The following is a 26,757-nucleotide window of genomic DNA, read 5'->3' as shown; positions in this document are numbered from 1 at the left end:
TAAAATTATAAAAATCTTTTTTCATAAAGATGCCATGAAGCAATTCCTACACCAATTACTACGATCATACACACAAATCCCATTAAGAATGGATTGTAATTGGCAAAAAGTCCCAATGTTGCAAATACCCTAATGATAGGGAAGTGGAAGATGTAAATTCCGTAGGTGAAGTCTCCGTATTTTCCGAAATTATTCAGAAACTTAAAGGAATAGGCAATATACAGGACAATAATGCTGATCATGATGGGAGAGAATAACTTGATATTCAAAACAAGATCCAGCCATACCGTTATAATAGCAATAATAAAAAGAGTGTTCTTATGCTGAATGAATTTGTCAAAATTAAAATACAAAAGCATTCCTCCAATGAAATAGCATAGAGAACCAGGCAGCTGTCTTGAGATGGAAGCTTTTCCTGTCATTTCAAAATAATTAAGATAAATCAGTGAAAGAAAATATAATACGATCAGGCTGATATTTCTGTACTTATTATTTTTTCCAAACAGTAAAAACATTAATGGGACAGCCATGTAGAAACACATTTCTATTTTCAGTGTCCATAAAGCGCCGTTTACAGCCTGATTTCCGAATACTCCGGGAAGCCAAGGTGCTTTAAAATTTAAAAATATTGAATTCCAGAAGAGGTATTTATAAACCTGTGTATTACTAAAGTATTCAGAAAAAGAAAAGGTGCTGACTAAACTGAGCAGAATGGCGCAAAGAAAAACAACGAGAAGATAAGCGGGAACAATTCTGTTGAATCTTTTTTTTGCATAGCTTTTAAGGCTGGAAGATCTCTCGTAGCTTCTGGCAATCAGGAAACCACTTACCACAAAAAACGAAAAAACGGCAACTTCTACAGGGCTGTGTGTCAGGAAGGTTAGTTGTTTAGAGGCACTTAAAGCTCCCAAGTGTCCTACAAAGACAATGAAGGCGAGGAGAACACGGATGAAGTCAAAATTGTTTTTCGCTATGTTTTGCATTTTTTTTTTCTTTCTTACAAAAATAACTTTTTTAATAAAATACAGGGGTTTTCCTATGTTCAATATTTGTTAAATAAAGGGAATATGAGGTGTCGGAGTTTAAATATATATATAAATAAAGGGTGATAAAATAATTTTTCACAAAAAATGGTGATATAAATCAAAAAAATTATAATTTTAGCGCTTGAAAAAATTAATCTATGAAGAAATTAGCACTACTGTTTTCAGGTTTATCATTATTGGTAGCCTCCGGATGTTCTACAAGTAACGATTTTGTCCAGGAATCTACAATTATTGGGCTTTGGCAACCGTTAAAAGAAGTAGTAACTGTGGTAAAAATAGATGAGCAACCTGTTTCAGATGTGATTACTTATACAGATTGTCAGAAGATGTCCAGATGGTGGTTCAGTAATGAAACTACCGGAAAAAGGATAGATGTGAAAGATCCTGCTGTTCCTGGTCCTTGTGATATCCAGCCGGATAGTAATTTCACTTACTCTTATGATAAAGAAAGCAAGGCAGTGGTAATGAAAGTTCAGGGTGTAGTAGAGCCTGTGAGCGCAAAAGTTGTTACATTAGATGAAAAGACCCTCAACCTGGCGGTAAGAGAAGAAACCCAGGATCCGACTGTCTTTAAAACCAGAACTTATACTTTCAGAAGAGTAGATGCTCAACACGAATAAAGTGTACTTCAAGATATAAAAAACAGGTCTCATCTTCGGGTGAGACTTTTTTGTTGAGCAGAGAATTATAATTCATCATAATTTAAATTTTTATTTCTTTTAAAATCATTAATTTTGTGAATCTTGTTAAAAGAAAAACAATCAAATATTTAAAGTCTAACATATAATATATATATCAAGTGTTTTACGATCATCAGCAGATAGAAAAAAAGTGGCAGAAATACTGGGAGGAAAATCAAACCTATAAAACCTCCAATAACACAGATAAACCAAAATTTTATGTACTCGATATGTTTCCTTACCCATCAGGAGCGGGACTTCACGTAGGGCATCCGCTAGGATACATTGCGTCAGACATCTATGCGAGATATAAAAGACACCAAGGGTTTAATGTGCTCCACCCGGTAGGATATGACAGCTTCGGGCTTCCTGCTGAACAGTATGCAATCCAGACAGGGCAGCATCCGGCAATCACTACAGAACAAAATATCAACAGATACGAAGAACAATTAAGAAAAATTGGATTCTCTTTCGACTGGAGCAGAGAGCTGAGAACTTCCGATGCTTCTTATTATAAATGGACACAATGGATCTTCATTGAGTTATATCATTCTTGGTATAATAAAAATACAGATAAGGCAGAATCTATTGAAACCTTAATCAAACATTTTGAAGAAAAAGGAACAGAAGGATTAAATGCGAATCAAAACGAGGAATTAAACTTTACAGCAGAAGAATGGGCAAACGCTTCAGATCTTGATAAAGAAGACATTCTTTTAAATTATCGTTTAGCTTACAGAGCTGAAACTACTGTAAACTGGTGTCCGGCATTAGGAACTGTTTTAGCAAATGATGAGATAAAAGACGGGAAATCTGAAAGAGGAGGGTTCCCTGTATTCCAAAAGAAAATGATGCAGTGGAGTATGAGGATTTCTGCATACTCTGAAAGATTACTACAAGGTCTTTCTACATTAGACTGGCCACAGCCGTTGAAAGATTCTCAGGAATACTGGATCGGTAAGTCGCAAGGAGCACAGGTTCAGTTTCAGGTAGAAGGTCATGACGAAATCGTTGAGGTATTTACGACAAGACCTGATACTATTTTTGGAGCAACCTTTATGGTATTGGCACCGGAAAATCCATTAGTAGAAACAATTACTACAGATGCTCAAAAAGTAGAAGTAGATACTTATATAGAAGAAACTTCCAAAAAATCCGAAAGAGATAGAATGTCTGACGTGAAAAACGTGAGCGGAGCTTTCACAGGAAGTTATGCAATCAATCCGTTCAGTGGAGAAAAAATGCCAATCTATATTTCAGATTATGTATTGATGGGATATGGAACAGGAGCGGTAATGGCTGTTCCTGCACATGATGAGCGTGACCACAGATTTGCAAAGAAATTTAATTTAGAAATTAAAAAAGTTGTAGAAACAGAAGAAGACGTTCAGGAAAAAGCTTTTGACTCTAAAGACTCTGTTTGTGTAAACTCTGATTTCTTAAACGGATTAAATTATAATGATGCAAAATCAAAAATAATTGCAGAGATCGAAACTAAAGGAATCGGTCACGGAACTACAAACTACAGACAGCGTGATGCCATTTTCTCAAGACAGCGTTATTGGGGTGAACCAGTTCCTATATATTATAAGGATGGAATGCCTTACACGTTGCCAACTTCTGCTTTACCGTTGGAACTTCCTGAAGTTGAAAAATATTTGCCGACTGAAGATGGAGATCCACCACTGGGGAATGCAAAAGAATTTGCCTGGGATGAAGCCAATCAGAAAGTGGTGGCTACAGATTTAATTGATGACAAAACAATATTCCCGTTAGAATTATCTACAATGCCAGGTTGGGCTGGAAGCTCATGGTATTTCCTTAGATATATGGATCCTAATGATGAAGAAACTTTTGTTAAAAAAGAATTAGCAGATTATTGGGGACAGGTAGACCTATATATAGGAGGTAGTGAACATGCAACAGGACACTTATTATATTCACGTTTCTGGAATATGTTCTTAAAAGACAGAGGATATATTAACCACGATGAACCTTTCCAGAAATTGATCAACCAAGGAATGATCTTAGGAATGAGTGCATTTGTTTACAGAATTGATGGAACCAATCAATATGTATCTAAAAATCTTGCAAGCGAATATCAGACTCAGCAGATTCACGTAGACGTATCCTTATTAAAAGGAACATCTGACGAATTAGATACTGAAGCATTCAAAGCCTGGAGACCAGACTATGCCGATGCAGAATTTATTTTAGAAGACGGAAAATACATCACAGACCGTGAAGTAGAAAAAATGTCCAAGTCTAAATATAATGTAGTAAACCCGGATGATATCTGTGAAGAGTACGGAGCAGACGGATTAAGATTATACGAAATGTTCTTAGGACCATTAGAACAATCCAAGCCTTGGAATACACAAGGTCTTAGTGGAGTATATGGTTTCCTTAAGAAATTCTGGAATCTATATTTCAATGGAGATGTATTTGAAGTTTCTGAAGAAGAACCTACAAAAGCAGAATATAAAGTATTACATACCTTAATAAAGAAAGTAGTTTACGATATTGAGAACTTCTCTTTCAATACTTCAGTATCATCATTTATGATTGCTGTAAACGAACTTCAAAAATTAAAATGTAACAAGCGCAATATTTTAGAACCGTTAGCCGTTATCATTTCTCCGTATGCGCCTCACATCTGTGAAGAACTGTGGAGTTTATTAGGGCACGATACATCTATTGAATTTGAGAAATTCCCGGTGTTGAATGAAGAATATTTAGTAGAAGACGAAATTGAATATCCGGTAAGCGTAAATGGTAAAATGAAGTTCAAAATTTCTCTTTCAGCTCAATTATCTGCTAAGGAGGTAGAAGATTTGGTGATTTCTAATGAGAAAATGCAACAGATTTTGGAGGGTAAAACCCCTAAAAAAATCATTGTAGTCCCTCACCGTATTGTGAATATCGTAATTTAAAAAAAAATTAACATTGGGAAATTAAAAAAAATGAAGGTCTTATTTTTTTGATTTTTTAACTCAAATGTTAAATTTGAAAAAAATAAATAAAATATTTGCGAATAATTATAATATCAAAATCGTATTAAATTTTCTTTATTAAAAAAAAGCAAAATGTTTAATTCAGACTCTTGCATTTTAATTAATTTTGCCTTTAATTTACACCCTGTAAAATTTTAAAACAATATAATTTAGTTAAATATGGAAATGAATGTTTCAAAAAATGATGAGCAAGTAGTTGCTAGAAAGGCAGGAGGTTTAAATCCAGCTGTTATTATTCCTATTCTATTTGCTATAGGAGTATGTATTTATTTATTCGTTCTTGGTAGCCCAGGAAACTTTAAAGACGCAGACAAACTAGGAAGCGGATCTGTAGCTTTTTCAAGTATTGAAGGTAAAGACATTCACCCAGAGTCGTTTTTAGGTATTATCTACAAAGGAGGGGTTATCGTACCAATCTTGATTACTTTCATGATTACTGTAATCGTTTTCTCTTTTGAAAGATATTTCGTTTTAGGTAAAGCTGCTGGTAAAGGAAACTTAGACAACTTCGTTGTACAAGTAAGAAGCTTACTAAACCAAAACAAAATTGACGAAGCTATCGAAGAGTGTGACAGACAACAAGGTTCTGTAGGTAACGTAGTAAAAGAAGGTCTTACTACTTACAAAGCACTTTCTCACGATACTACTTTAAATAAAGAGCAAAAAATGGTAGCACTTAACAAAGCTATCGAAGAAGCTACAACTCTTGAGATGCCAATGCTTGAGAAAAACATGATGATCCTTTCTACTTTAGGTACAGTTGCAACGTTAGTAGCTCTACTTGGAACGGTAATCGGGATGATCAAGGCGTTCTTCGCATTAGGTTCAGGAGGTGGTACTCCAGATGCTGCTGCTCTATCTACAGGTATCTCTGAAGCCTTGATCAACACGGCATTAGGTATTGGTACTTCAGCTATCGCTATTATCCTTTATAACTTCTTTACTTCTAAAATTGACGGATTAACTTACAAGATCGATGAGATCTCTATGAGTATCCAACAATCTTTCGCTGAATTCAACTAAGAATTAGCAAGAAATTTGCATTAGCAATTAAAAGAAGTTTAATTAAAAATATTTTATAATAATGGCGAGAGTCAAACCAAAAAGACATGGAGTAATTACGGACATGACTGCAATGTGTGACGTTGCGTTCCTACTCCTTACGTTCTTTATCTTGACCACTCAGTTTAAAAAACCTGACGTGGAGCAGATCAAACCGCCATCTTCAATTTCGGAAAAATTGCTTCCTGATGCTAGTTTAATGACTATCAACGCTACTCCGGACGGAAAATTCTATTTCCAACCAGTAGAGAATGCATCAGAAAGAGTTGCTCTTTTGGAAAAAATGGGACAAAAGTATGGTATTACTTTTGACAACAACCAAAAAGCTGCTTTCCAGAAAGTTCAGGCAATTGGAGTTCCAATGAACCAGCTTAAAGGTTACTTGGACATGTCTGGAGATGAGCAGAAAAATTATAAGAGTCCTACAGGTATTCCTATGGACAGTACAAATAAGCAATTAATTGATTGGGTAAAAGAAAGTTTGAGCGTTAACCCTGACTACAAGTTAGCTATTAAAGGTGACGTTACTACTCAGTACCCTAAAGTTAAAAGCCTGTTTGAAGGTTTAAGAGATATTGATTTTCTTAAATTTTGGTTGATTACATCACAAGAAGGTAAACCTAACGAATAATATCGATAGAAATGGCAGAAGTACAAGTACAAGAAAAAGGCGGCAAGGGCGGCAAGGTCCGTTCCAAGAAGCAGAGTACCAGAGTCGATATGACTCCGATGGTGGACTTAGGTTTCCTATTGATTACCTTCTTTATGTTCACAACTACATTCAGTAAACCGAATGTTATGGATTTGGGTCTTCCGGCTAAACCGAAAGATGATAAACAAAAACCACCTCCAACAGAAATTAAACTTTCTAACTCAATTTCTATCTTATTAGGAAAAGACAATAGAGTTTTCTGGCACCAGCAGGATGCAACATCCTTGAATGACCAGACTCTTATGGAAACTACTCTTGATAGAGAAGGAATTAGAAAAGTAATTCAGCAGGCAAAATCTAGAGCTGCAGATCAAAGTAAATTTACGGTGATCATTAAGCCAACTGATGATGCTGTATATAAGAACTTTGTAGATATTCTTGATGAAATGGCAATTACTAAGAGTGAGCAGTACGGTGTTACTGATATCAAGCCTTGGGAAAAAGCTGTTTATGATAAGAAAGTAGGTGGTGCTGCTGCACCGGCTGCCACAAAGTAATTTAACCATAAAATTGTTATACTAATCTATGGCAGATGAAAATGTATACGGTCAGAAGCTTTCTTTAGACGAGATCGTATTTGAAAATAGAAACAAGGAATATGGTGCCTATGATCTTAGACATCAGTATCCGAGACTTTTAACAAAGTCTTTTATCATCGGAACAGCTTTATTCCTTTTAGCAGCTTTGTCTCCGTTCATCTATCTTACGATCAAGAATCTTACAGCTCCGCCTAAGCAAGAAGTAAAGGCAGAACTTGTAGATATCCTTGAAGAAGAACCGATTATCGAGCAGCCTAAAGAAGAAGAACCACCTCCACCACCTCCACCACCAAAAGAAGAGGAGAAAATTGAGGTGATTCAGAACGTAGTTCCTGAGCCTGTAAAAGCTCCGAAAATTGAAACTCCACCACCACCGATCTCTAAGCAGTTGGAAACTACAACTGGTTTACAGAATCAGGAGGGGGTAAAAGCTCCGGCTTATACACCACCACCGCCACCACCATCTACAGGTACTAAAGCTAGTACAGTAGAAGTGAAAGCGAATAACCCTAACGAAATCTATAAAGATGTAGACCAATCTGCAGAATATCCTGGAGGTATGGGTGCATTAAGAAAATTCTTAGGTGATAACTTCGATACTTCCCTAATGGAAGGAGGTGAAGGTACCCTTAAAGCTAAGCTTAAGTTCGTTGTAGAAAAAGACGGTACTGTTTCAAACGTTACTATTGAAGAGAAATCTCCAAATGGCGACTTCAACAGTGAAGCAATGCGTGTAGTTAAGAAACTTAAAAAGTGGACTCCTGCTAAGAGAAATGGAGAAAGCGTAAGATCTTACTATAGCGTACCATTTACTATGAACTTTGAATAAGACTTATTTATTCAAATTATAAATAAAAAGAGAAGCAGTTATGCTTCTCTTTTTTATTTTTTTTGGTATTTTTGTTACATGATGTTCAATTGGTTATCCCTCGTTACGGGATTGTTTTATATCGTTTTAGGAATTGTAGTAATTATTTATAAATTCTTCTTTACCATTTTGGATCCTGGTGTGGCTTATGCTATGGGAGGTCTTTTAATTGTATATGGTATTTTTAGGATCTATAGAGCCGTTGCTAAAATCAAAAAATCGAAAGATGAAGAATAGTTTTAAAATTGCACTTGTCTTTATAATAAGTATTATCGTTACAGGTTGCAAAAAAGAAGAAAAGACACCTTCTTATTACAAAGGAGATCTTACGATTTTTACTGACGAATCCTTTCAAAGTGTTACAGAAGCGCTTGCTGATGGTTATATGATCAACTATCCGGAAACGCGTATTAAAGTAGAAACAAAGAAAGAAGATTTAGGGCTGCTTGATCTTTTAAAAGGAAACGCAAAGGTTATTGTAATGTCAAGAAACCTTAATCCTGAGGAAATCAAAACTTACGAAGAAAGAACCGACTTAAAGTTTCTTCCGGCTAAATTTGCTGCAGATGCTGTGGTTTTTGTAGTCCCGAAAGACTCTCCAAAGGAAAGTATTACCATGGAAGAGATTAATGCCGGACTTTTATCAGATAATAAAGATTTTATTTTTGATGGAACAAACTCCAGTAATCTGAACTTTGTTGCTGAAAAATTGAAAAAACAGCCTAAAGATCTTAAGTTTTCCATTATTCCCGGAAATCAGAAGATCATAGAGGAATTAGGAAAATTTCCAAATAAAATAGGAGTTATAGGGCTTAATACATTCAGTCGTCCCTACGATAAAAATTCTGAAAAACTTAGAGATATGGTAAAGGTTCTTCCTGTAGTAGACAAAGGGAAGTCATACAATGCTGATTTCGAAGGTCTGCGTAGTATGGAATATCCGTTTACCAGAGTGCTTTATTTCCTTGCCAATGAAGGAAATTTCAATATTGCTAATGGATTTATCAGATTCTCATGTACTCATTTAGGACAAAAAATTGTTCAAAAAGAAGGTCTGCAACCCTACAATATCTACAAGAGAGAAGTGCAGATGCGTTAAAAAATTATTAAACTCACAATTTATCTCTACTAAAATTAATATTTTGGTCTGAAAATTGTGTAGAATATAACTCAATTATTAGAAAATATAAAATGAAAGATATAATGAATATGAATGTAAAGAAGATTGCTTTTGGAGCAGCTGTGGTATTTTTTACCGGTTTCGCCTCTGCACAGACATTGCAGGATGGTATTAACAGTATAGATAGTGATAAATTTGCTCAGGCAAAGACTAATTTCACTGACATGATCGCTAAAGAACCTACTGCTGAAAACTACTTCTATTTAGGAAATACTTTCTTAAAACAAGGAGAACCAGACTATGCTAAAGCTACTGAAAACTTTAATAAAGGTTTAGCTGCAGATGGGAAAAGCTATCTTAATAAAATTGGTTTAGCTACTGTAAAACTTGGTAAAGGTGATAAAAACGCCGTAGCTGAAATTCAAAAAGTAGTTACTGATTCAAGAGAAAAAGATGCTGAAGTATTGTTCAGAGCTGCTGAAGCTTTGACTTTATTTGAGAAAAACAGTTCACCTGACTTAGCTATCCAGTTCTTAACTAAAGCAATTGAGAAAGCTGAGAAAAAAGGAGTTCCTGCACATTACTATTATACATTAGGAGATGCTTACAGATTAAAAAGAGCTCCGGGAGAGGCTATGTCTGCTTATGATAAAGCATTACCGGTAGCTAAAAATAAAGCTTCTGTTTATACAAGAATGGCTACATTATGGATGGCTGCTCAGGTATGGCAAAAAGCTAAGGAGAGTGTAGATAAAGCAATTGCTGTAGACCCTACTTATGCTCCTGCATATAAAGCATTAGCTGGTTATGATATCAGATATCAACAAAACGCTAAAGCTACACAAGATCTTATTAACTATACAAAATATGCTGATGAAGATCCTTATACTCAATTAGAAATTGCTAAACTATACTTCACAAACGAAGATTATGCAAATTCTAAAACTGTATTAGATAAGATTTTTGATAAAATTGAAGACCCTATTAAGTTCAAATTGAGAGCTTATCAGGCATATGCAGACAGAAATTATACTGATGCAAAACAAAACATGGATACTTTCGTTTCTCAGGCTGAGAAAACAAGAATACAGCCAGCTGACCAAGGTTTACAAGGACTTATTGCTGCCGGATTAGCTAAAGACGAAAAAGATGCTGCTAAAAAAGCTGCTTTAACGACTGAATCTCAACAAAAGATCGCTATTGCAAAAGCTGCAAAAGATGAAACAATGAAGTGGGATCTAGAATTAGCTAACATCGCAGGAGGTGGTGGTGCTTCTCAGGCAGAAGCTGACAAAGGACCTACTAACCCTGCTATTGAGGCATTGAAAAAACAAGTTGCTGCTAACAGCCAGGATTCAGATGCTTTATTCAAGTTAGCTACGGCTTATCAGGATGCTAAAAACTGGAATGGAGCTATTCTTACATGGCAAAAAATGTCAGCTCTTCTTCCTGACTGGGCTCCTGCTTATTACAGCCAAGGATATTCTTACCAACAGGCAGGAAATAACGAAGCTGCTAAATTAGCTTATGAAAAATTTATCGGTACTGTAAAACCTGCTGACCAGGAAGCTAACAAGCAGACTCTTGCTTATGCTTACTTCGCAGTTGCTTATATGAGCAAAGATTCTGATTTAGCAAAAGCAAAAGATTATGTTGCGAAATCTTTACAGTTAGATCCTACTTATCAGGATGCTGTGAAATTAAATGCAGAGATCAACAAATAATTTAAAATTTAAATTATAGATATTAAAACTTCCCATTCGTAATGTTTGGGAAGTTTTTATTTTAAACCTTATCTTTGATTATATGAAAACTGATATACTTGCTTTTGGAGCACATCCTGACGATGTAGAATTGGGATGTGGTGGAACTATTGCTAAAATGGTTTCGGAAGGAAAAAAATGTGTAGTGGTAGATCTTACCAGAGGAGAGCTTGGAACAAGAGGTACTGATGAAACGAGAAAAGCAGAAGCTGCGGAAGCTGCAAAAATCCTTGGGCTTTCTGCAAGAGAGAATCTGGGAATGAAAGATGGCTTTCTTGTAAATTCCGAAGAGTATCAAATGAGGATTGTAAAAATGATTCGCAAATACCGCCCGGAAATCGTCTTAGCCAATGCAATTGATGATAGACATCCGGATCATGCAAAAGGAGCGAAATTAGTGTCTGATGCGTGCTTTTTATCCGGACTGAGAAAAATTGAAACAGTTTTGGAGGGAGAGACTCAGGAAGTGTGGAGACCTAAGCATATTTTTCATTATATTCAGTGGAAAGATATCAAGCCGGAGTTCGTTATTGACATTTCAGAATTTCTTGACAAGAAGATTGCATCATGTATGGCTTATAAAACTCAATTTTATGATCCGAATTCTAAAGAACCTGAGACTCCGATTACGACAAAAGACTTTTATGAGAGCTTAACGTACCGTGCTCAGGATTTAGGGCGATTATCGGGAGTGACTTACGCTGAGGGCTTTACGTCAGAAAAATTAATTTCTTTAAAAAATTTTGATGGAATTGTTTGGTAGTTGAGAAAATTGTCCTATATTTGCACTCAGAAAACGGTGATTGTAGCTCAGTTGGTTAGAGCGTCGGATTGTGGTTCCGAAGGTCGTGGGTTCGAGACCCATCATTCACCCAAAGAAAGTACACTTTTTAGAAGTGTACTTTTTTATTTTGTACCTGTTTTTGCGATAAAACATAAACACTTTCCGAGTATTTTCCAGGATCTTTTTTATATTTTCTATTTTAATATCTCTTGTTGCCTCTCAAAATGGTTATTTTAAAAACAAAAAATCTCTTCATTATAAAGAGATTTAAAAGAGTTTTATTATTTAAAATAAGAAGTGCCGGATTAGATTAGCTTATTTTTTTATAATTTTTGTTGAGAATAGCAGATTGCTTTTAGCTACATAAACATTCAATATATAAGCTCCCGTTTTTAAATCCGATAAATCAATAACTTTTCTTTTATTTAAATCAAAATTTAACGATTTGATATTTCTTCCGGAAAAATCTGAAATTGTAATACTTTCAAAATCTTCTAAGGATTCTAACGTTATTTTATCTGTGAAATAAGTAGGATGTACTTTGAATTTTGAGTTAGGTTCTAAAACCTCATCTGTACTGAGTGTGATGAGATTATAATTTGTAATATCTATTTTCCAGACATCATTATAGTTTATATGATCATAAGTCTCGGTTTGAGTTCCTCCAAAAAAGTATAAATTTCCAACACTGTCGTTCCAGGTAGCAGAGTAATGTCTGTATGGAGGTAAATTGGTGGTAGAAGGAATATTGATTTGCCCATAATTATAATTGGATGGAGTGGAAGTTTTAGGACCATACATCCAGACCCATTTGTTGGAATTTATATTATATTTCCACAAATTTTGTTGAGATGAGCTATTACCGCCCATAAGCCATAAATCTCCATTTTTGCCGGTCCATGTTAAAGCCTTGCTTCTATCACCAGGGAAATTGCTGGTATTTTCTACTCCCATCGTTCCGTAATTAGGGTCTCCAAAAGGATGAGGGTTGCCTGTATTAGTCCAGGTGTTTGTGGAGGTTTGGTATTTCCACATTCTGCTTGAGGAAAAATACCAGAAATTTTTATCCTGATCAGTCCAGCTTATTCCTGTGTTGTAATCAGCTGGCGGATATCCGGAACTATTGTAATTATTGATAGTTTTATCTCCGCTTAGCCATGTCCATTGATTTAGGGTTACATCAAATTTCCATAAGTCATTCAGATAACCTTCATTGGTAGAGGTTTCATCAAATCCATAGCCACCATATAGGTAAAAATTTCCCTGTGCATCTGTCCATGTTTTCCCTCTTACTCTTGCTCCCGGAATATTAGTAGAAGAGTAGGTGCCCTGAACTCCGTAATTTCCATGTCGGTTAAATCCATAATCAGCATTTTTTACCCCACCTTTCCACACCCAGTTATTGGATGCTTTATTATACATCCATAAATCCTGATAATAGGAATTGATAGAGGTTACCTGCCCTCCGAACATCCAGAGATTGTCGTTGCTGTCTGACCACGACATAGCATCCAGTCTGCTTCCGGGAGCATTTCTTTTATTTTCAATATTTAAGGTTCCATAGTTGATGAGATCTCCTGAATATGACTTAAAGAAGCAGTTTTCATTTCCGTTAATCCATTGCCATTTTTTTTGTGATGAATTGAATTTCCATAAATCTACGGAAGAATAGTCTGAAGTATTTACTTCATTCAAAAATTTTCCATAGATGCCGTAAACCCATAAGTTTCCTTCAGAATCATTCCATTGGGCTCCAAATTTTCCTGTTCCTCCAGGCGTATTTTCATCTTCAACAAGTCCGGCAAGTTTTTCATAAGATACAAAATCGTATGAATTGCCACCGCTTGTGATTCCTGGACCTTTAATATGCACCCAATTATTAGTTGTTGTATTAAATTTCCATAGATCAATCCCATAAGTGATTGTAGATCTAATAGTTCCATTATATAAATAAAAATTACCATCATTTCCTGTCCAACAAGCTGACGAGTTTCTGAATCCCGGAAAGTTTTGCGGGGACTCCACATTTAAAGTTCCATATACAGGTGGTTGGGAAATAGGAGGGGTTCCGTTTATTTTCATTAATGTCCAGGAATTACTTGAAAGTGTGTATTTCCACATATAGTAATTTACCTGAATCCAGAAATCTCCATTTTTATCGGTCCAGTTATTGGGTTTGGGATTGGTTAGGTAGCTGTATAATGTTCCGGGCAGGTTATTACTGTTTTCTACTCCTACAGCAGCTGCAATATTTTCGGTGCTGGTCTGGCTTCCTTTCATCCATGTCCATTGTCCGTTTACAGGATTAAACTTCCATAGATCATTGTAGTAGTAGTTCATAGTAGGAGTCTTATGATATCCCCCGTAAATAAAAATATTTCCCTGCTGATCTTTAAATGAACATGATCCGTATCTGGCACTTGGAGTATTTAGAGGATTTTCTATACCCACTGTATTGTATACTCCATCAATATTGGGTTGATCACTTCCTCCGATCCAGCTCCACATATTGGAGGAGATATTATACTTCCAGATGGTGTTATACTCACTAGCATTATAACTAACCGAAGTTTTGCCACCAAAAAAATAGAGGTTTCCAGCTTGGTCTGTCCAGGTTGTTGTATACACTAAAGCAGGAGGTACATTGGATGCATTTTCTACTCCTTTAATCCCAAAGTTTCCGCTGCCATCAGCTGTTCCATTAGAAATTTTAACCCAATTATTGGTCGTAATATTGAATTTCCATAAATCATTTTTTGCTGAATTAGAGGCATCTGAACCTCCAAATTTATACAGGGTTTTATTGACAGAAGCCCAAAGAGAAGTGCATCTCAGCGCTCCGGGAGTATTGCGGTAGCTTTCTACATTTATTCCTTTGCTGTATCCATTAAAATCATGGAAGAACCACCCTTTTCTGAATGTGAAATTGTTATTCTGAAGGTTGTAGCTTAGTAATAAATTAGATGAGTTGGCTACCCATCCGGTAGTATAGCCGCCAAACATCCAGAATGTACCGTCATTATCCTTTACATAGGACATTTCCATTAAAGTATTGGGCCAATTTTCACTGCTCTCTATGCCATAGAGTCCAAATTCAGCTGGTTGCTCAGTTTGGTTTCCTCCGTTGATCCATGTAAAATTGATGTTTTGGGATAAGCATAAGGAACTTATCAAAAGAAAGAAAAATTGTTTCATAGCGTGTTTTTAGATAGACTAAAAATACAAAAAAAGTATTATTATCGGGTGTTTAAATAGAATAATATCAGATAATTACTATAAAACTATAAACTTACTTAGGTTGAGTAAATATAAAATTGATCTTATTGATTATATTTTCAACTGATGTATTGATATTCATCATAAAATCTCAATTTGATCCATTAGCAGGAGAAAATTTTCCTATATTTAACTGCACTAAGTTCAAATATGGAAATAAAAGTCACTGTAAAGCAGTTGGGGAAAAAGCACCCTGTTCTTTCGGAACAAAAAATTGACATCGCATACGATGATTCAAATATCTCATTAAAAAACTTATTAAAGTTAATCGTTCAGCAGCAGGTTGAGGCATTTAATGCAAAATCATTTGAGCTGGAAGATGAAGATTATACTAAAATTCCAACAGATAATTATCTTAATATTCTTACAGATACCGGTAAAGTTGGGTTTGGAAGTATCTATAACCTTAAAAAAGCAGATGTACAAAAAGCTCAGGAAAATGCTATTCAGGCTTTTGAAGATGGAATGTTTGCAGTATTTTACAATGATGAGCAATTTGAAGATCTTACACAAACAATTAATCTGGATTTACAACATACATTTACGTTTATAAGACTTACTTTTCTGGCAGGAAGTTATTGGTAATCAAACTATACTAACAAACAAAATACATGGAAATCACAAAAAAATTAGAATCGAAAAAACTTGTCAAAAATTTTTATGAAAAACAACGAAAAGATCTTTTAGAGCATTCTGAGCAAGGAGTTCCTTCTTCGCTTTATCCTGACAGACCTATCCTTACAAAGGAAGTTGCCGAATTAGGAAAATTATTAAAAGGAAAACCTAATTATTTTGAAAGGGTTTATTTAGGATCTAAAGAAGCTGAAAAATTTAAAGAATATATAAAGCCTGATATTTGGGAAGATCAGGAGTATTATAATTTGTTGGTCTATTTATTTGGTGAGAATGCTGAGCTTGTAAAATATGCATGGGATAAAATGCCTTACAAAATGTATCAGAGTAATTATTCCAGACGTTCGTTCCGGGCTCCTCATCGTGAAGACTATATATTGCTCAATCAGGTTAATTTTATAAGGGAATTAATGATATTTCCTTGTGTTTATTCTTATAATGGCGATCAAAGTTTTAATTTGTCTTTAGAAGAACAGATTATTTATGATAACGAATTTGTTCATAATTCAAGTCGTTTTTATGTTTGGACTGCTGCAATCGATACCGGAAATAAGGCAATTTATCAATTGATTGAAGATATTATTTTCAATAAACATTCTGAAGGAAAAGTATCTCTGAATATCATTAAAGCTTTACTGAACAGTGATAAAAAAGAATGTTGGGAGCTTGTGGAAAAACTTTTACTTGCTGCACAACGCCAGGAAGGTTTACGTCAGACGATTTTAGAAGCTTTGGATGAAACGAGCGTTGGAGCTTTGGAATATATGATCAATGTGATTATTGACCAAAAACTTACCCGTTTTTCATCTGTTGTAAGAGCTATAGATACCTGGACAGGATTAGGTTGGGAAGCAGAAAAAGAATCTGTTGTTAAAAATATTTTATCATTAGCAAATCATTACTTTCAAAATCCGGAAGAAATTTCGGTTGCGGTGAAAAGTAAAAATAATAATGAAGTGTATATGGCGCTTTGGGTGCAGGGAATATGGGATGTTGAGAAAACGGTTCCGTATCTGCACGAGCTGTTTGATAAAGGAGATGTGGAAAAGAAATGTCTTGCTGTTAAATTTGCAATAGAAACGGCGGATCCATACATTCAGATGCCTTTGTATTATAAAGCCGTTTTGGATGGAAATATCCAGGTATTGGCATTTTCGGGTTATCCAATGTCTAATTTATTAAATACTAATACGGATTCTAAGTTTTTTATCAACAATCCTGATTACCCGGATTTCTTTGAAAAGATTAATGAGTTGACTCTTAAAACAGATGTGAAAGAGAAGAAGTTTGAAGGGAAAGTATTCTCATGGCTGAATGCAACTTTTAAAAAGAGTGATCTCTATGCTTCTATGTTTTATCTTGTAGGAGATGACAGTCATAAACTTGATATTGTTCTTTCTTATTTCGATCAGTTTGATCTGTCCTTACGAGAATTGTTGGCAAGGAATATACTGCGCGAATTTTACTGTTATTCGCTGTCTTATGCAGTGGGGAAAAAGAAACTGAAAGTAACGGCATTTCAAAGAGAATTTGCTTTTAAAATTTTAAAAGACAGGGGAGAGGCATTGGTTGCTTCCGGAATCAATATATTGTTACAAGACCCTTTAAATAAAGAAGAAATCATGGTTTTCTTTGATCTCTTTAAAAGAAAGGGTGGCGTACTGCGTAAAAAGCTTGTAGAGCTGGTTATTGAGCAGGAAGATAATGTCATTACCCAATTGGTGGAGGAATTGATGAGTAAAGGTGATCTGGAGCAACGCGCAGCATCTTTAGATATTATGCTCCAACTTCAAAAAGGGAAAAGAGTATCTGCCCAGATTTCCAATTGGACAAAACAATACGCTGAGAGATCAAAAATAACAGAAAGAGAACAGGGTTTATTAGAACAAATTAATCCATCCGGAGATAATACTGTACTTTCTGAAGACAACGGGTATGGCTTTTATGATCCTAATGTAGTATCGAAATTTGCTTTACCAAAAGTAGAATCAGACTCGGTATATGCCCAGGCTATTAAAAAAGATAAATATGGCTTTACAAAACCGATGGCGGGTGTAAAAGCAGAAATTAAAAAGCTTCATGATTTATTTCTGCAGCATAAGAATCACGAATATGATGCTGAAGAATGGGATGGCTCTGTAACTACTTTGCTGATGGGAAATACTTTCCGTCAGATCAAAAGAAATACAGAGGGTTTTACACCGAAACAATTGGCTGAAAATTATCCATTGCATGAGGTTTGGGAACAATGGTTTTTAGATTCAGGTTTACAACCGAGAGATCTGTACTTACTGACTTTAGCCGAAAACTGTGATAGAAAAGTCTTCAGGGAATTCATGGAGAACTATGTTTTTTATTATAAAGATTTTTTAGTTAATCCGCTAAAAGGAGGATATGCCTGGACTAATCCAATCCTTATGATTTTACAATCTTTAAAAGATCAATTTGTATTCGAGGAGCATATAGATTTTGCACTAGATGCTACAAGTACGATCTTTGCCAATCTTCCTGAAAGTATAATTAATTATAAAGGAAAAGATAGTAACGATTACTATTATCAGGATCAGGGAAATGGCTGGCAAAAACTTGATTTTTTTATGCCTTTCTTATGGACGGTTCCCGGAACAGGTCTCACCAATGAACAACATATCAAACAATGGAATATATACCGTTGGATGCAATATAATGGCTTGAAAGAAAATATCAGAAAATCTGTTCCTAACTTTTATTTCTTTTGCAAAGCTTATGAACTAAAGCTAATCACTAAAGAAGAGCTGTATGAAGGAATTTTAACGGCTGATTCAGCAATCAGAGAATTAACGACTGTAAAAACCAATTATTATAACAAAGAAAAATATCTGGAAGAATTTCCTTTCCTAAAACCTATGATTGCAGAAATACAGGAAAAATTTCTAGATATAGAGCTTATCCGCGGAGATGCAAGTACTGCAGTTTCCCACTTTGTTCAGGATTTCCAGACCATATACGGAGCGAAACGTTTTGCTCAGATCCTTAAAGGGTTGGGTAAATCGGGATTATATGCTAATTATATATACGGCTATAGTAGAGAAAGCATGACCAAGCAAAAGCTCTTCTCTAAACTCATTTCAGAATGTTATCCTTTAGAAAGTGATACACAGAAGGTGTTTGATGGCATTGTAAAGAAAGAAAAAATATCAGAACTCCGATTGATACAGGCAGCAGTATATGCACCGCAATGGCAGTCTCTGATCAGTAATTATTTAGGCTGGAAAGGATTGGATTCTGCTATTTGGTGGATGCATGCTCATACCAAAACAGGAGCTTATGAAGAACAGAATGCCAAGCTGGAAAGTGAAGTAGCCAAATATTCATCTGTAGATATCCAGGAATTTAAAGATGGAGCAGTAGATAAAGATTGGTTTACAAAAGCCTATAAAGAACTTGGTAAAGCCCGTTGGGAAATGTTGTATGAATCTGCAAAATATATTTCAGACGGAAACGGACACAGAAGAGCCCGCTTGTATTCTGATACTTTATCAGGAAGTTTAAAGATCAAAGAAGTTACGGCTAAAGTAAAAGATAAGCGTGATCAGGACTATCTTCGAGTATATGGGCTTGTTCCTTTAAGTAAAGCCAATCCTGAGAAAGATGTCCTGAACCGATATGAATATATTCAGCAATTTAAGAAGGAAAGTAAAGAATTTGGTTCAATGAAGCAGGCAAGTGAAGCTTTGGCAATTCGCGTAGCTTTGGAAAACTTAGCAAGAAATGCAGGATATCCTGATCCTATAAGACTAACCTGGGCTATGGAAACCAAGCAAATTCAATCTCTTTTATCAAAAGATACCCAAGTAACCATTGATGGAGTTACAGTTGGTTTAATCATTGATGATAATGGTAAAGCGGAATTGGTTGTATTCAGAGATGATAAACAGTTAAAATCAATTCCTCCGAAAATTAAGAAAGATAAAGCCATTGTGGAATTAACCAATAACCGCAAAATTATGCGTGAACAATGGACTCGCTCAAGAAAAGGATTGGAAGAAGCTATGATCAGAGGTGATGAATTCTTCTTAAAAGAAATCAAAACCCTTTTTGAGCACCCTGTCATCGTAAAACATCTGGAAAAGCTAGTCTTCATTTCCAATGATCATAAAATAGGGTTCTATCATGATGGAGCGCTTATAAATGCTCATGGTGAAATTCAGGAGTTGAATGAAGAAAATACTTTACGTATTGCTCATTGTGTAGACTTACATCAGCATTCGGTTTGGAGTGATTATCAGCATTACTGCTTTAAAGAAAAACTGATTCAGCCGTTCAAGCAGATTTTCCGCGAGCTGTATGTTCCTACTGCTGACGAATTAAAAGAAAAATCAATATCCCGTCGTTACGCCGGACATCAGATTCAGCCGAAACAGACATTGGCATTACTTAAAACAAGAGGTTGGAAAGTAGACTATGAAGAAGGATTACAGAAAGTATATCATAAAGAAGGATTTCAGGTAAAGCTTTATGCAATGGCAGATTGGTTTTCACCTGCTGATATAGAAAGCCCAACACTTGAAACAATAGAATTCCATTCATTAAAGGATTATAAAAACATTCCTTTTGAAGACATCAATTCAAGGTTATTCTCCGAGGTGATGCGTGATGTAGATCTTGTGGTTTCTGTGGCTCATGTAGGAGGTGTGGATCCTGAAGCTAGCCAATCGTCTATTGAGATGAGAAGTGTATTGATGAAAGAAACGGCACGTTTATTTAAACTGGGGAATATCAGAATTGAAGGTTCTCATGTATTGATAAAAGGACAGCTGGCAGAATATAGTGTGCATTTAGGAAGTGCAGTGGTACATCAGACGCCGGGAATATATTTATCCATACTGCCTGTTCATTCACAGCATAGAGGCAGATTGTTCCTTCCTTTTGCAGATGATGATCCGAAATCTGCAGAAGTAATATCCAAAGTATTATTATTGGCGAAAGAAAATGAAATACAAGACCCGACTATACTATCACAGATAAAGCGTGAGTATGTATAAATAAGAAAATAAAATCAAAAGGTATGCTTTTTTAAAAGTGTACCTTTTATTTTAGCAATGAGCCAATTTTAAGGCATAAAAAAAGCACCTTTTTCAGATGCTTGTGTTTTTAGATATTCTTTTTTAAACTTCGTCGTCAGAATCTATAGTGTAAGATCTGCTTTTGAAATCTTTGTCATGTTTTTCTGAAATTACATCCTCACCCTTTTCATTAATGATGAAATCTGTGGACTCATTAAACATCTCCTGAAAACTCTTAAAATCTTCCTTGTAAAGGTAAATTTTATGCTTCTCGAATGTAGCTTCCCCATTCTCTCCGAAATTCTTCTTACTCTCAGTGATTGTAAGATAATAATCTCCTGCTTTCGTCTCACGCACATCAAAGAAATAAGTTCTTCTCCCTGCTTTTAACACCTTCGTGAAAATTTCATTTTCATGGCGTTCCTTGTATTCACTCATTGTTAGATATTTTTTAATCTTGTTAAGAACAAATATAAAAGAATTCTTTTAATCACAAAATTTTTTTTATGATTTATTTAACAATTGAGAACGAAACAGCTATGCGGTTACAGAATTGGTAATTTCGGTGAGGTTGATGATCTGGTGTGCTTTTTGAGCGCTAGACTCTCTGTGTGTGATAATTATGGATGTCGCATTACTGATTTTTTTATCAATATTTTCAAGAATATTCTGCTCTGTTTCGGTGTCTAAAGCAGACAGAGAATCGTCAAAAATAATGATATTTGGGTCCTTAATTAGGGCTCTGGCAATACAAATTCTTTGCTTTTGTCCTCCCGAAAGCATTACCCCGCGTTCACCAACAAGTGTTTTATATTGCTCCTTAAACTCCACAATATTTTTATGAACATCTGCAATCTTAGCATACTCCACTACTTTTTCATGAGATGGATTATCAATTGCAAAACCAATGTTATTTTCAATGGAATCTGAGAATAAATAACTTTCCTGAGGAATATATCCAATGAAGTTTCTATAGTTGTTCAGGTTGTGCTCTTTCAGGTTTTTACCGTCAATCAGAATTTCTCCTTCTGTAGGATCAATCAATCGGCAAAGAAGAAGGGCAATTGTAGATTTTCCACTTCCGGTTTTACCCATAATTGCTAAAGATTCCCCAGCCTTAATTTTAAAACTAAGATTATCCAAAGCTTTAATTCCCGTATTAGGATAAACGTAAGAAACATTTCGGAATTCAATATCTCCTTTGATAGGATAATCCTCGAAATTAGTATTTACAATTTCCGATTTTTTATCCATGAATTCATTGATTCTCTGCATGGAAGCTTCCGCTCTCTGATTCACAGAAGTTACCCATCCTACCATAGAGAAAGGGAAAATCAGTGTGTTGATATACATGAAGAAATCTGCAATTTTACCGATGCTTAATTCTCCGGCAATATATTTTGTTCCTCCTATCCAGATAATTGCAACATTCAGTAAACCAATTACAAACAAGATGATCGTAAAGAAATATGCCTCTGTTTTAGCTAGATCCAATGCCTTATTCTGGTAATCGGTAACTTTAATTCCGTAGTTTTTTTCAATGTATTTTTCTCTTGCGAAAAATTTTACCACACGGATTCCTGAAAAACTATCCTGTACAAAAGTGGAAATCGCAGATTGGCTTTTCTGCATGACCTTCGACTTTTTATTGATGATGGAACTTACCTTATAGATTGCAAAAGATAATATAGGAAGTGGCAACAAAGTCCATAACGTCATATAAGCATCCGTTTTTACCATATAAATTGCCGTGATTACAACAAGGACGATAAGGTTGGCAACATACATTACCCCGGGACCCAGATACATTCTTACGGCAACAACATCCTCACTTAATCTATTCATTAAGTCTCCGATAGTAGTCTGCTTATAATCCGTTAAAGATAAATCCTGATAATGTCTGTAGATTTTATTTTTCAGTTCATATTCAATCCTTCTGGAAGCAACAATAATGGTCTGCCGCATCATAAAGGTGAAAAATCCTGTCAGAAGAGAACATCCCACAATAATCCCGACATAGATCAGAACCTGATTGTTGAAGCCCAGATTTCCACTTTTTGTAAGCTCATCCACAGACTTTCCTACAAACTGAACTTTATATATATTGAAAAAATTACTGGCAATGATAAATAATACCCCCCAAAACAAAAGTATTTTATGTTTCCAAAAATAAGGGTTTAAGGTTTTTAGCGCTTTCATATAGTTTTACAAAATTACAAAAATGTAGTCACACTACGAATTCAATCAATTTTAAATTTTGTATCTTTGCACTCATTAAAAAGCTCTTTGAATGTTAGGAAGACGACAAATCCGTGAAAAAGTAGTACAGGCAGTGTATTCATACTATCAGAATCCTGTGAAATTTGATGTTTTAGAGAAAAACATGTTCGCTGGAATAGAGAAAATCTATTATCTCTATATCTATCAGCTTAACTTTTTAGTAAGTCTAAAAGAATTGGCTGAACATCAAATTGAAATCGGGAAGAATAAGTTTCTTAAAACCGATGCTGATATTAACCCTAACCAAAAATTCATCAACAACCAGGTATTGCTTAAGCTTGAAGAAAATCCGGAGAGATTATTCTTCACAGGTCAGCATAAGCAGCTGAAATGGGATATGCATGATGATTTATTGGTGAAGACTTTCCAAAGAATTACTGCAGGAAAACGTTATCAGGATTTCATGAAAGAAGAAGGATATTCTTTTGAAGAAGATCAGAAATTTATCGGAAAATTATTTTTAAGATATATTGCTGAAAATGAAGATTTCCATGATTATCTTGGAGATAAGGAACTTTCATGGTACGATGATATCCATATTGCCAATTCAATGGTGCAGAAAACAATCGGATTCCTGAGAGAAGATGAAGAAAGCAGAACTTTGATCAAAATGATTAAAGATGAAGATGACAAAACTTTCGCCAGCAAATTGTTGAAAGATACCCTGAACAATTGGGAAAACAACGAGAAAAAACTGGAAGAAAGATTAGAAAACTGGGATCTGGAAAGAGTTTCCCTAATGGATAAAGTAATCTTATCTACAGCAATTGCAGAGCTTGATAACTTTGCTTTCACGCCTTCAAGAGTCATTATTAATGAATATATCGAGATCGCAAAAGTATTTGCAACAGACCGTTCGAATATCTTCATTAATGGTATTTTAGATAAATATTGTAAAGATCAAAATAGAATATAAAATGAAAAAGACGTTATCAATTATCGCCTTGTCAATTATAGGCTTTGGATTAGTTTCATGTAAAAAAGAAAACAAAGAAACTCAAAGCCCAGAAGCTGTAGCTACTGATTCTTCAGCTTTAGCAGCTCCGGTAACAACAGCAGATTCTACTGCAGCAGTAACAGGAGAAGCTCCTGCAGCGCCAGTATCTAACGAGCCATCTACTTCTATCGCTTTATCTGAAAGCAACTTCGATTTCGGAAAAATCAAAAAAGGAGACAAAGTAGAGCATGTATATGAAATTACAAACACAGGAAAGAATCCTTTAGTGATCTCTGAAGTAAAACCAGGATGCGGATGTACAGCTCCAGACTTTACAAAAGAGCCAATCTTACCAGGTAAAAAAGGGAAAATTACTTTACATTTTGATTCTTCAAGCTTTGACGGAAACGTTCAGAAATATGCTGATGTTTTTGCAAACGTAGAGAAGTCTCCAATCAAATTAACGTTCACTGCGAACATTCAACCGTAATTTTTAAAATATGTTGACAGTATTTTTACAGGCACAGGGTGGATCTTCACCTATGATGCTGATCATGATGGGAGTAATGTTTGTCGGGTTTTATTTCCTGATGATCAGACCTCAGATGAAGAAGCAAAAGCAGGAAAAAAACTTTCAGGAAAACCTTAAAGTTGGAACGAGAGTAGTACTTACTTCTGGTCTTCACGGAAGAATTGCTCAGGTTCAGGATGACGGTTTCGTAATCGAAACTTTGTCAGGAAAACTGAAATTTGAAAAAGCTGCTGTATCAAGAGAAATGACGGAAAGCCGTTTCGGAGATAAAGCTAAAACTGCTGATAAACCAGTAGAGAAAAAAGAAACAGTAACTGAAGAAAATAAATAATTCAGTCTGAAAAATAATAAGTTGCGGCGGGTGAACGAAGTTCACCCGCCGCAATTTTTTTATAGCAAATAATCAGGATGAATCATTCTGATTATGGAGATTTGTGAAAGCATTAGTGATATTAGTGTTTAATAAAAATTATCTTTGTGATATGAATCAAAACACAGGCAAAACCGTTCTCATTCTAGGAGCAAATTCAGATGTCGCAAAACAATGTATTAAGCAATATATTGAAAAAGGCTTTTCTGTAATAGCGGCTTCAAGAAACACACAGTCTTTGAACGATTTTATAAATTCTAATAATCTTGATCGGTCAAAAATTACAGTTTTGTATTTTGATGCCGCAGATTTTGATTCACATCAGAAGTTTTATGAAGGGTTATCCGTAAAACCACATATAGCAGTATATTCTGCAGGTTTTTTGGTAGATAATCAACAAGCTTTAAGAGATTTTAAAGGAACAAAGCAAATGATGGAGGTTAATTATATGGGCGGAGTTTCTATTCTGAATATTATTGCTATGGATGAAAGTAATAAAAACCTGGAAAGAATCATTGGATTGTCTTCATTATCTGGTGTAAGAGGTAGAAAAAGTAACTTTGTTTATGGCAGTACAAAAGCTGCATTTACCCAATATCTTGCAGGATTAAGGCAGGAATTGGCTTCAAGGAAAATAATAGTGAATGCCTTAGTGATAGGTTATATCAGAACAAAAATTAATGCTGGGTTAGAGCTTAATGAATCCTTGATTATGGAGCCTGATTATGTAGCAAAGTTTATCGTTAATGCCGGAAATTCTTTCACTATTGTTCCAAATTTTAAATGGAAAATCATTTATCATATTCTTAGATTATTACCGGAGAGTTTAGCTGCAAAACTTCCATAATCATATACAATTTACACGATTAAAATCAGAAAAATCATTATACAACAGACTTCGGTATTTTTTTTGTTACTGTAGAAGACGAAATTATTTCTTATCAGTAAATCTGGTTTTTAAAATGATCATTGAATAAGCAGGAAATATCTGTTCTGCTGTCAATCTGTTTTCATAAATGATGCTATGACTTTAACTCTATAGGGTTGAAGGCAAATTTCTTTTGAAAAATCAATGTTTTGTACATTTTTTAAACCTTGTCAATAAGGAATATCGGTATGATATATAAATAAGTAATATAAAAATGGACGATTTAGAATTGAACAACATTCAAAAACATTGGGATACCTTAATTTCCTCAGCAATTGCCTGGGCTCCAAAAATCTTCACAGCAATAATTTCTGCATTATTGATTTACCTGATTGGTTCATGGATGATCAGGATGATCAAAAAACTGGTTGAAAAAGCTTTTAAAAAGCGTAATATGGAAGCTTCCTTGCAGCATTTCCTTTTAAATATTATCAATTGGGGACTTAATATTCTTCTCTTTATTGTTGTGGTAACTCAGTTGGGAGTACAGACTTCAGCATTCGTCGCCATGATTGGTGCTGCAGGTTTAGCCGTAGGTTTAGCATTACAGGGATCTCTGACTAATTTTGCGGGAGGGATTCTTATTTTACTATTAAAACCATTTAAAATTGGAGACTTTATTTCTACTAATTCTGGTGTTTCCGGAACAGTACAGGCAATTGACATTTTCCATACAAAATTAATTACACCACAAAATCAACTGATCATTATTCCTAATGGAGTTGTATCTAATAATAGTATTACAAACTTTACACAGCTGGGTACGAGAAGAACATATCTGGATATTGGTGTTGCGTATGATGCAGATCTTAGAAAAACAAAAGAAATATTAATGGAGGTGATTCAAAAGAATCAACATGCCCTTACAGAGCCAGCTCCACAAGTGGTGGTTACAACGCTTGGTGATAGCGCGATCAATTTATCTATCAGAGTAAGTACCTCTACTGAGAATTTCTGGAAAATGAATGAAGAACTTATTATTGATTGTAAAGAAGCGTTGGATCAGGCGGGAATCAGTATTCCTTTTCCGCAGAGAGATGTGCATATTTACAATAAATAATTATAAGATATTTGTCTATAATCATTCCTGTATTAGTTAGTAATGCAGGAATTTTTATTTATTATTCTTAATAGAATTGAACTATATTTGTTGGCAAACATAATAACC

At 35.0% G+C, this 26,757-nt stretch carries 21 protein-coding genes and 1 tRNA gene; 18 read left to right on the top strand and 4 right to left on the bottom strand.

The annotated features are described in order from the left end of the window. Positions 1 to 5: 5 nt before the first annotated feature. On the bottom strand, positions 6 to 983 hold the full coding sequence (locus BBI01_RS14270; RefSeq protein ID WP_065395318.1) for an acyltransferase family protein: 978 nt from the start codon (positions 981 to 983) through the stop codon (positions 6 to 8). Positions 984 to 1,183: 200 nt separating this feature from the next. Here BBI01_RS14270 and BBI01_RS14265 point away from each other — a divergent pair, with 200 nt between their 5' ends. The 11 genes from BBI01_RS14265 to BBI01_RS14215 all read left to right on the top strand — a co-directional run bounded on the left by BBI01_RS14265 (position 1,184) and on the right by BBI01_RS14215 (position 11,678). Beyond that, the gene (locus BBI01_RS14265; protein WP_065395317.1) at positions 1,184 to 1,666 is read left to right on the top strand and encodes a lipocalin family protein; all 483 of its coding nucleotides are present in this window, start codon (positions 1,184 to 1,186) and stop codon (positions 1,664 to 1,666) included. 179 nt (positions 1,667 to 1,845) lie between these two features. Then, positions 1,846 to 4,659 (top strand): leucine--tRNA ligase, encoded by a 2,814-nt coding sequence (leuS, locus tag BBI01_RS14260; protein ID WP_065395316.1) that lies wholly within the window; start codon positions 1,846 to 1,848, stop codon positions 4,657 to 4,659. A gap of 240 nt (positions 4,660 to 4,899) precedes the next feature. After that, positions 4,900 to 5,763 (top strand): MotA/TolQ/ExbB proton channel family protein, encoded by an 864-nt coding sequence (locus tag BBI01_RS14255; RefSeq protein ID WP_065395315.1) that lies wholly within the window; start codon positions 4,900 to 4,902, stop codon positions 5,761 to 5,763. A gap of 61 nt (positions 5,764 to 5,824) precedes the next feature. After that, complete coding sequence (locus tag BBI01_RS14250) at positions 5,825 to 6,433, top strand: ExbD/TolR family protein (protein WP_065395314.1); 609 nt, start codon at positions 5,825 to 5,827, stop codon at positions 6,431 to 6,433. Between the two features lie 11 nt (positions 6,434 to 6,444). Then, entirely contained in the window at positions 6,445 to 7,011 is a 567-nt protein-coding gene (locus BBI01_RS14245; RefSeq protein ID WP_065395313.1) for an ExbD/TolR family protein, read from the top strand. 28 nt (positions 7,012 to 7,039) lie between these two features. Next, positions 7,040 to 7,882 (top strand): energy transducer TonB, encoded by an 843-nt coding sequence (locus BBI01_RS14240; RefSeq protein WP_065395312.1) that lies wholly within the window; start codon positions 7,040 to 7,042, stop codon positions 7,880 to 7,882. A 78-nt stretch (positions 7,883 to 7,960) separates the two neighbouring features. After that, positions 7,961 to 8,158 carry a DUF308 domain-containing protein gene (locus tag BBI01_RS14235; RefSeq protein ID WP_228394012.1) on the top strand — a complete coding sequence of 66 codons (198 nt, stop codon included), beginning with the start codon at positions 7,961 to 7,963 and terminating at the stop codon, positions 8,156 to 8,158. After that, the gene (locus tag BBI01_RS14230) at positions 8,148 to 9,020 is read left to right on the top strand and encodes a PstS family phosphate ABC transporter substrate-binding protein (RefSeq protein ID WP_065395310.1); all 873 of its coding nucleotides are present in this window, start codon (positions 8,148 to 8,150) and stop codon (positions 9,018 to 9,020) included. The genes BBI01_RS14235 and BBI01_RS14230 overlap by 11 nt, the downstream gene beginning before the upstream one ends. Positions 9,021 to 9,112: 92 nt before the next feature. Continuing rightward, positions 9,113 to 10,765 (top strand): tetratricopeptide repeat protein, encoded by a 1,653-nt coding sequence (locus BBI01_RS14225; protein ID WP_065395309.1) that lies wholly within the window; start codon positions 9,113 to 9,115, stop codon positions 10,763 to 10,765. 82 nt (positions 10,766 to 10,847) lie between these two features. Next, positions 10,848 to 11,567, top strand: coding sequence for a bacillithiol biosynthesis deacetylase BshB1 (gene bshB1, locus BBI01_RS14220; protein WP_065395308.1), 720 nt, complete (start codon positions 10,848 to 10,850; stop codon positions 11,565 to 11,567). 35 nt (positions 11,568 to 11,602) lie between these two features. Continuing rightward, positions 11,603 to 11,678 (top strand) — tRNA-His (locus tag BBI01_RS14215). Positions 11,679 to 11,903: 225 nt separating this feature from the next. On the opposite strand, the gene BBI01_RS14210 is transcribed toward BBI01_RS14215, so the two are convergent. Further along, on the bottom strand, positions 11,904 to 14,783 hold the full coding sequence (locus BBI01_RS14210) for a Kelch repeat-containing protein (RefSeq protein ID WP_065395307.1): 2,880 nt from the start codon (positions 14,781 to 14,783) through the stop codon (positions 11,904 to 11,906). Positions 14,784 to 15,014: 231 nt separating this feature from the next. Between BBI01_RS14210 and BBI01_RS14205 the strand changes: the two genes are divergently transcribed. Together BBI01_RS14205 and BBI01_RS14200 are read left to right on the top strand one after the other, a co-directional pair. Further along, a complete protein-coding gene (locus BBI01_RS14205; RefSeq protein ID WP_065395306.1) occupies positions 15,015 to 15,449 on the top strand; it encodes a hypothetical protein in 435 nt (144 codons plus the stop codon). Positions 15,450 to 15,475: 26 nt separating this feature from the next. Continuing rightward, positions 15,476 to 20,521, top strand: a complete 5,046-nt coding sequence (locus BBI01_RS14200; protein WP_065395305.1) for a DUF4132 domain-containing protein — start codon at positions 15,476 to 15,478, stop codon at positions 20,519 to 20,521. 123 nt (positions 20,522 to 20,644) lie between these two features. Here the strand turns inward: BBI01_RS14200 and BBI01_RS14195 are convergent, their stop codons facing one another. Next, on the bottom strand, positions 20,645 to 20,980 hold the full coding sequence (locus BBI01_RS14195) for a DUF3276 family protein (protein WP_002976288.1): 336 nt from the start codon (positions 20,978 to 20,980) through the stop codon (positions 20,645 to 20,647). Positions 20,981 to 21,079: 99 nt separating this feature from the next. Continuing rightward, the gene (locus BBI01_RS14190; RefSeq protein WP_065395304.1) at positions 21,080 to 22,741 is read right to left on the bottom strand and encodes an ABC transporter ATP-binding protein; all 1,662 of its coding nucleotides are present in this window, start codon (positions 22,739 to 22,741) and stop codon (positions 21,080 to 21,082) included. A gap of 91 nt (positions 22,742 to 22,832) precedes the next feature. On the opposite strand from BBI01_RS14190, the gene BBI01_RS14185 reads away from it, so the two are divergent. From BBI01_RS14185 to BBI01_RS14165, 5 genes are all read left to right on the top strand, one after another. Next, positions 22,833 to 23,738 (top strand): transcription antitermination protein NusB, encoded by a 906-nt coding sequence (locus BBI01_RS14185; RefSeq protein WP_065395303.1) that lies wholly within the window; start codon positions 22,833 to 22,835, stop codon positions 23,736 to 23,738. A 1-nt stretch (position 23,739) separates the two neighbouring features. Then, positions 23,740 to 24,249, top strand: coding sequence for a DUF1573 domain-containing protein (locus tag BBI01_RS14180; protein WP_065395302.1), 510 nt, complete (start codon positions 23,740 to 23,742; stop codon positions 24,247 to 24,249). Between the two features lie 10 nt (positions 24,250 to 24,259). Continuing rightward, on the top strand, positions 24,260 to 24,622 hold the full coding sequence (gene yajC, locus BBI01_RS14175) for a preprotein translocase subunit YajC (protein ID WP_065395301.1): 363 nt from the start codon (positions 24,260 to 24,262) through the stop codon (positions 24,620 to 24,622). 151 nt (positions 24,623 to 24,773) lie between these two features. Continuing rightward, complete coding sequence (locus BBI01_RS14170; RefSeq protein WP_065395300.1) at positions 24,774 to 25,508, top strand: SDR family NAD(P)-dependent oxidoreductase; 735 nt, start codon at positions 24,774 to 24,776, stop codon at positions 25,506 to 25,508. Between the two features lie 295 nt (positions 25,509 to 25,803). After that, a complete protein-coding gene (locus BBI01_RS14165) occupies positions 25,804 to 26,649 on the top strand; it encodes a mechanosensitive ion channel family protein (protein ID WP_065395299.1) in 846 nt (281 codons plus the stop codon). Positions 26,650 to 26,757 lie beyond the last annotated feature (108 nt).

This window comes from Chryseobacterium artocarpi (genome assembly GCF_001684975.1).
In the GTDB taxonomy this organism is placed as follows: Bacteria; Bacteroidota; Bacteroidia; order Flavobacteriales; family Weeksellaceae; genus Chryseobacterium; species Chryseobacterium artocarpi.
Note: the sequence above shows the minus strand (reverse complement) of the source record. Positions and strands in the feature narration are given on the sequence as shown.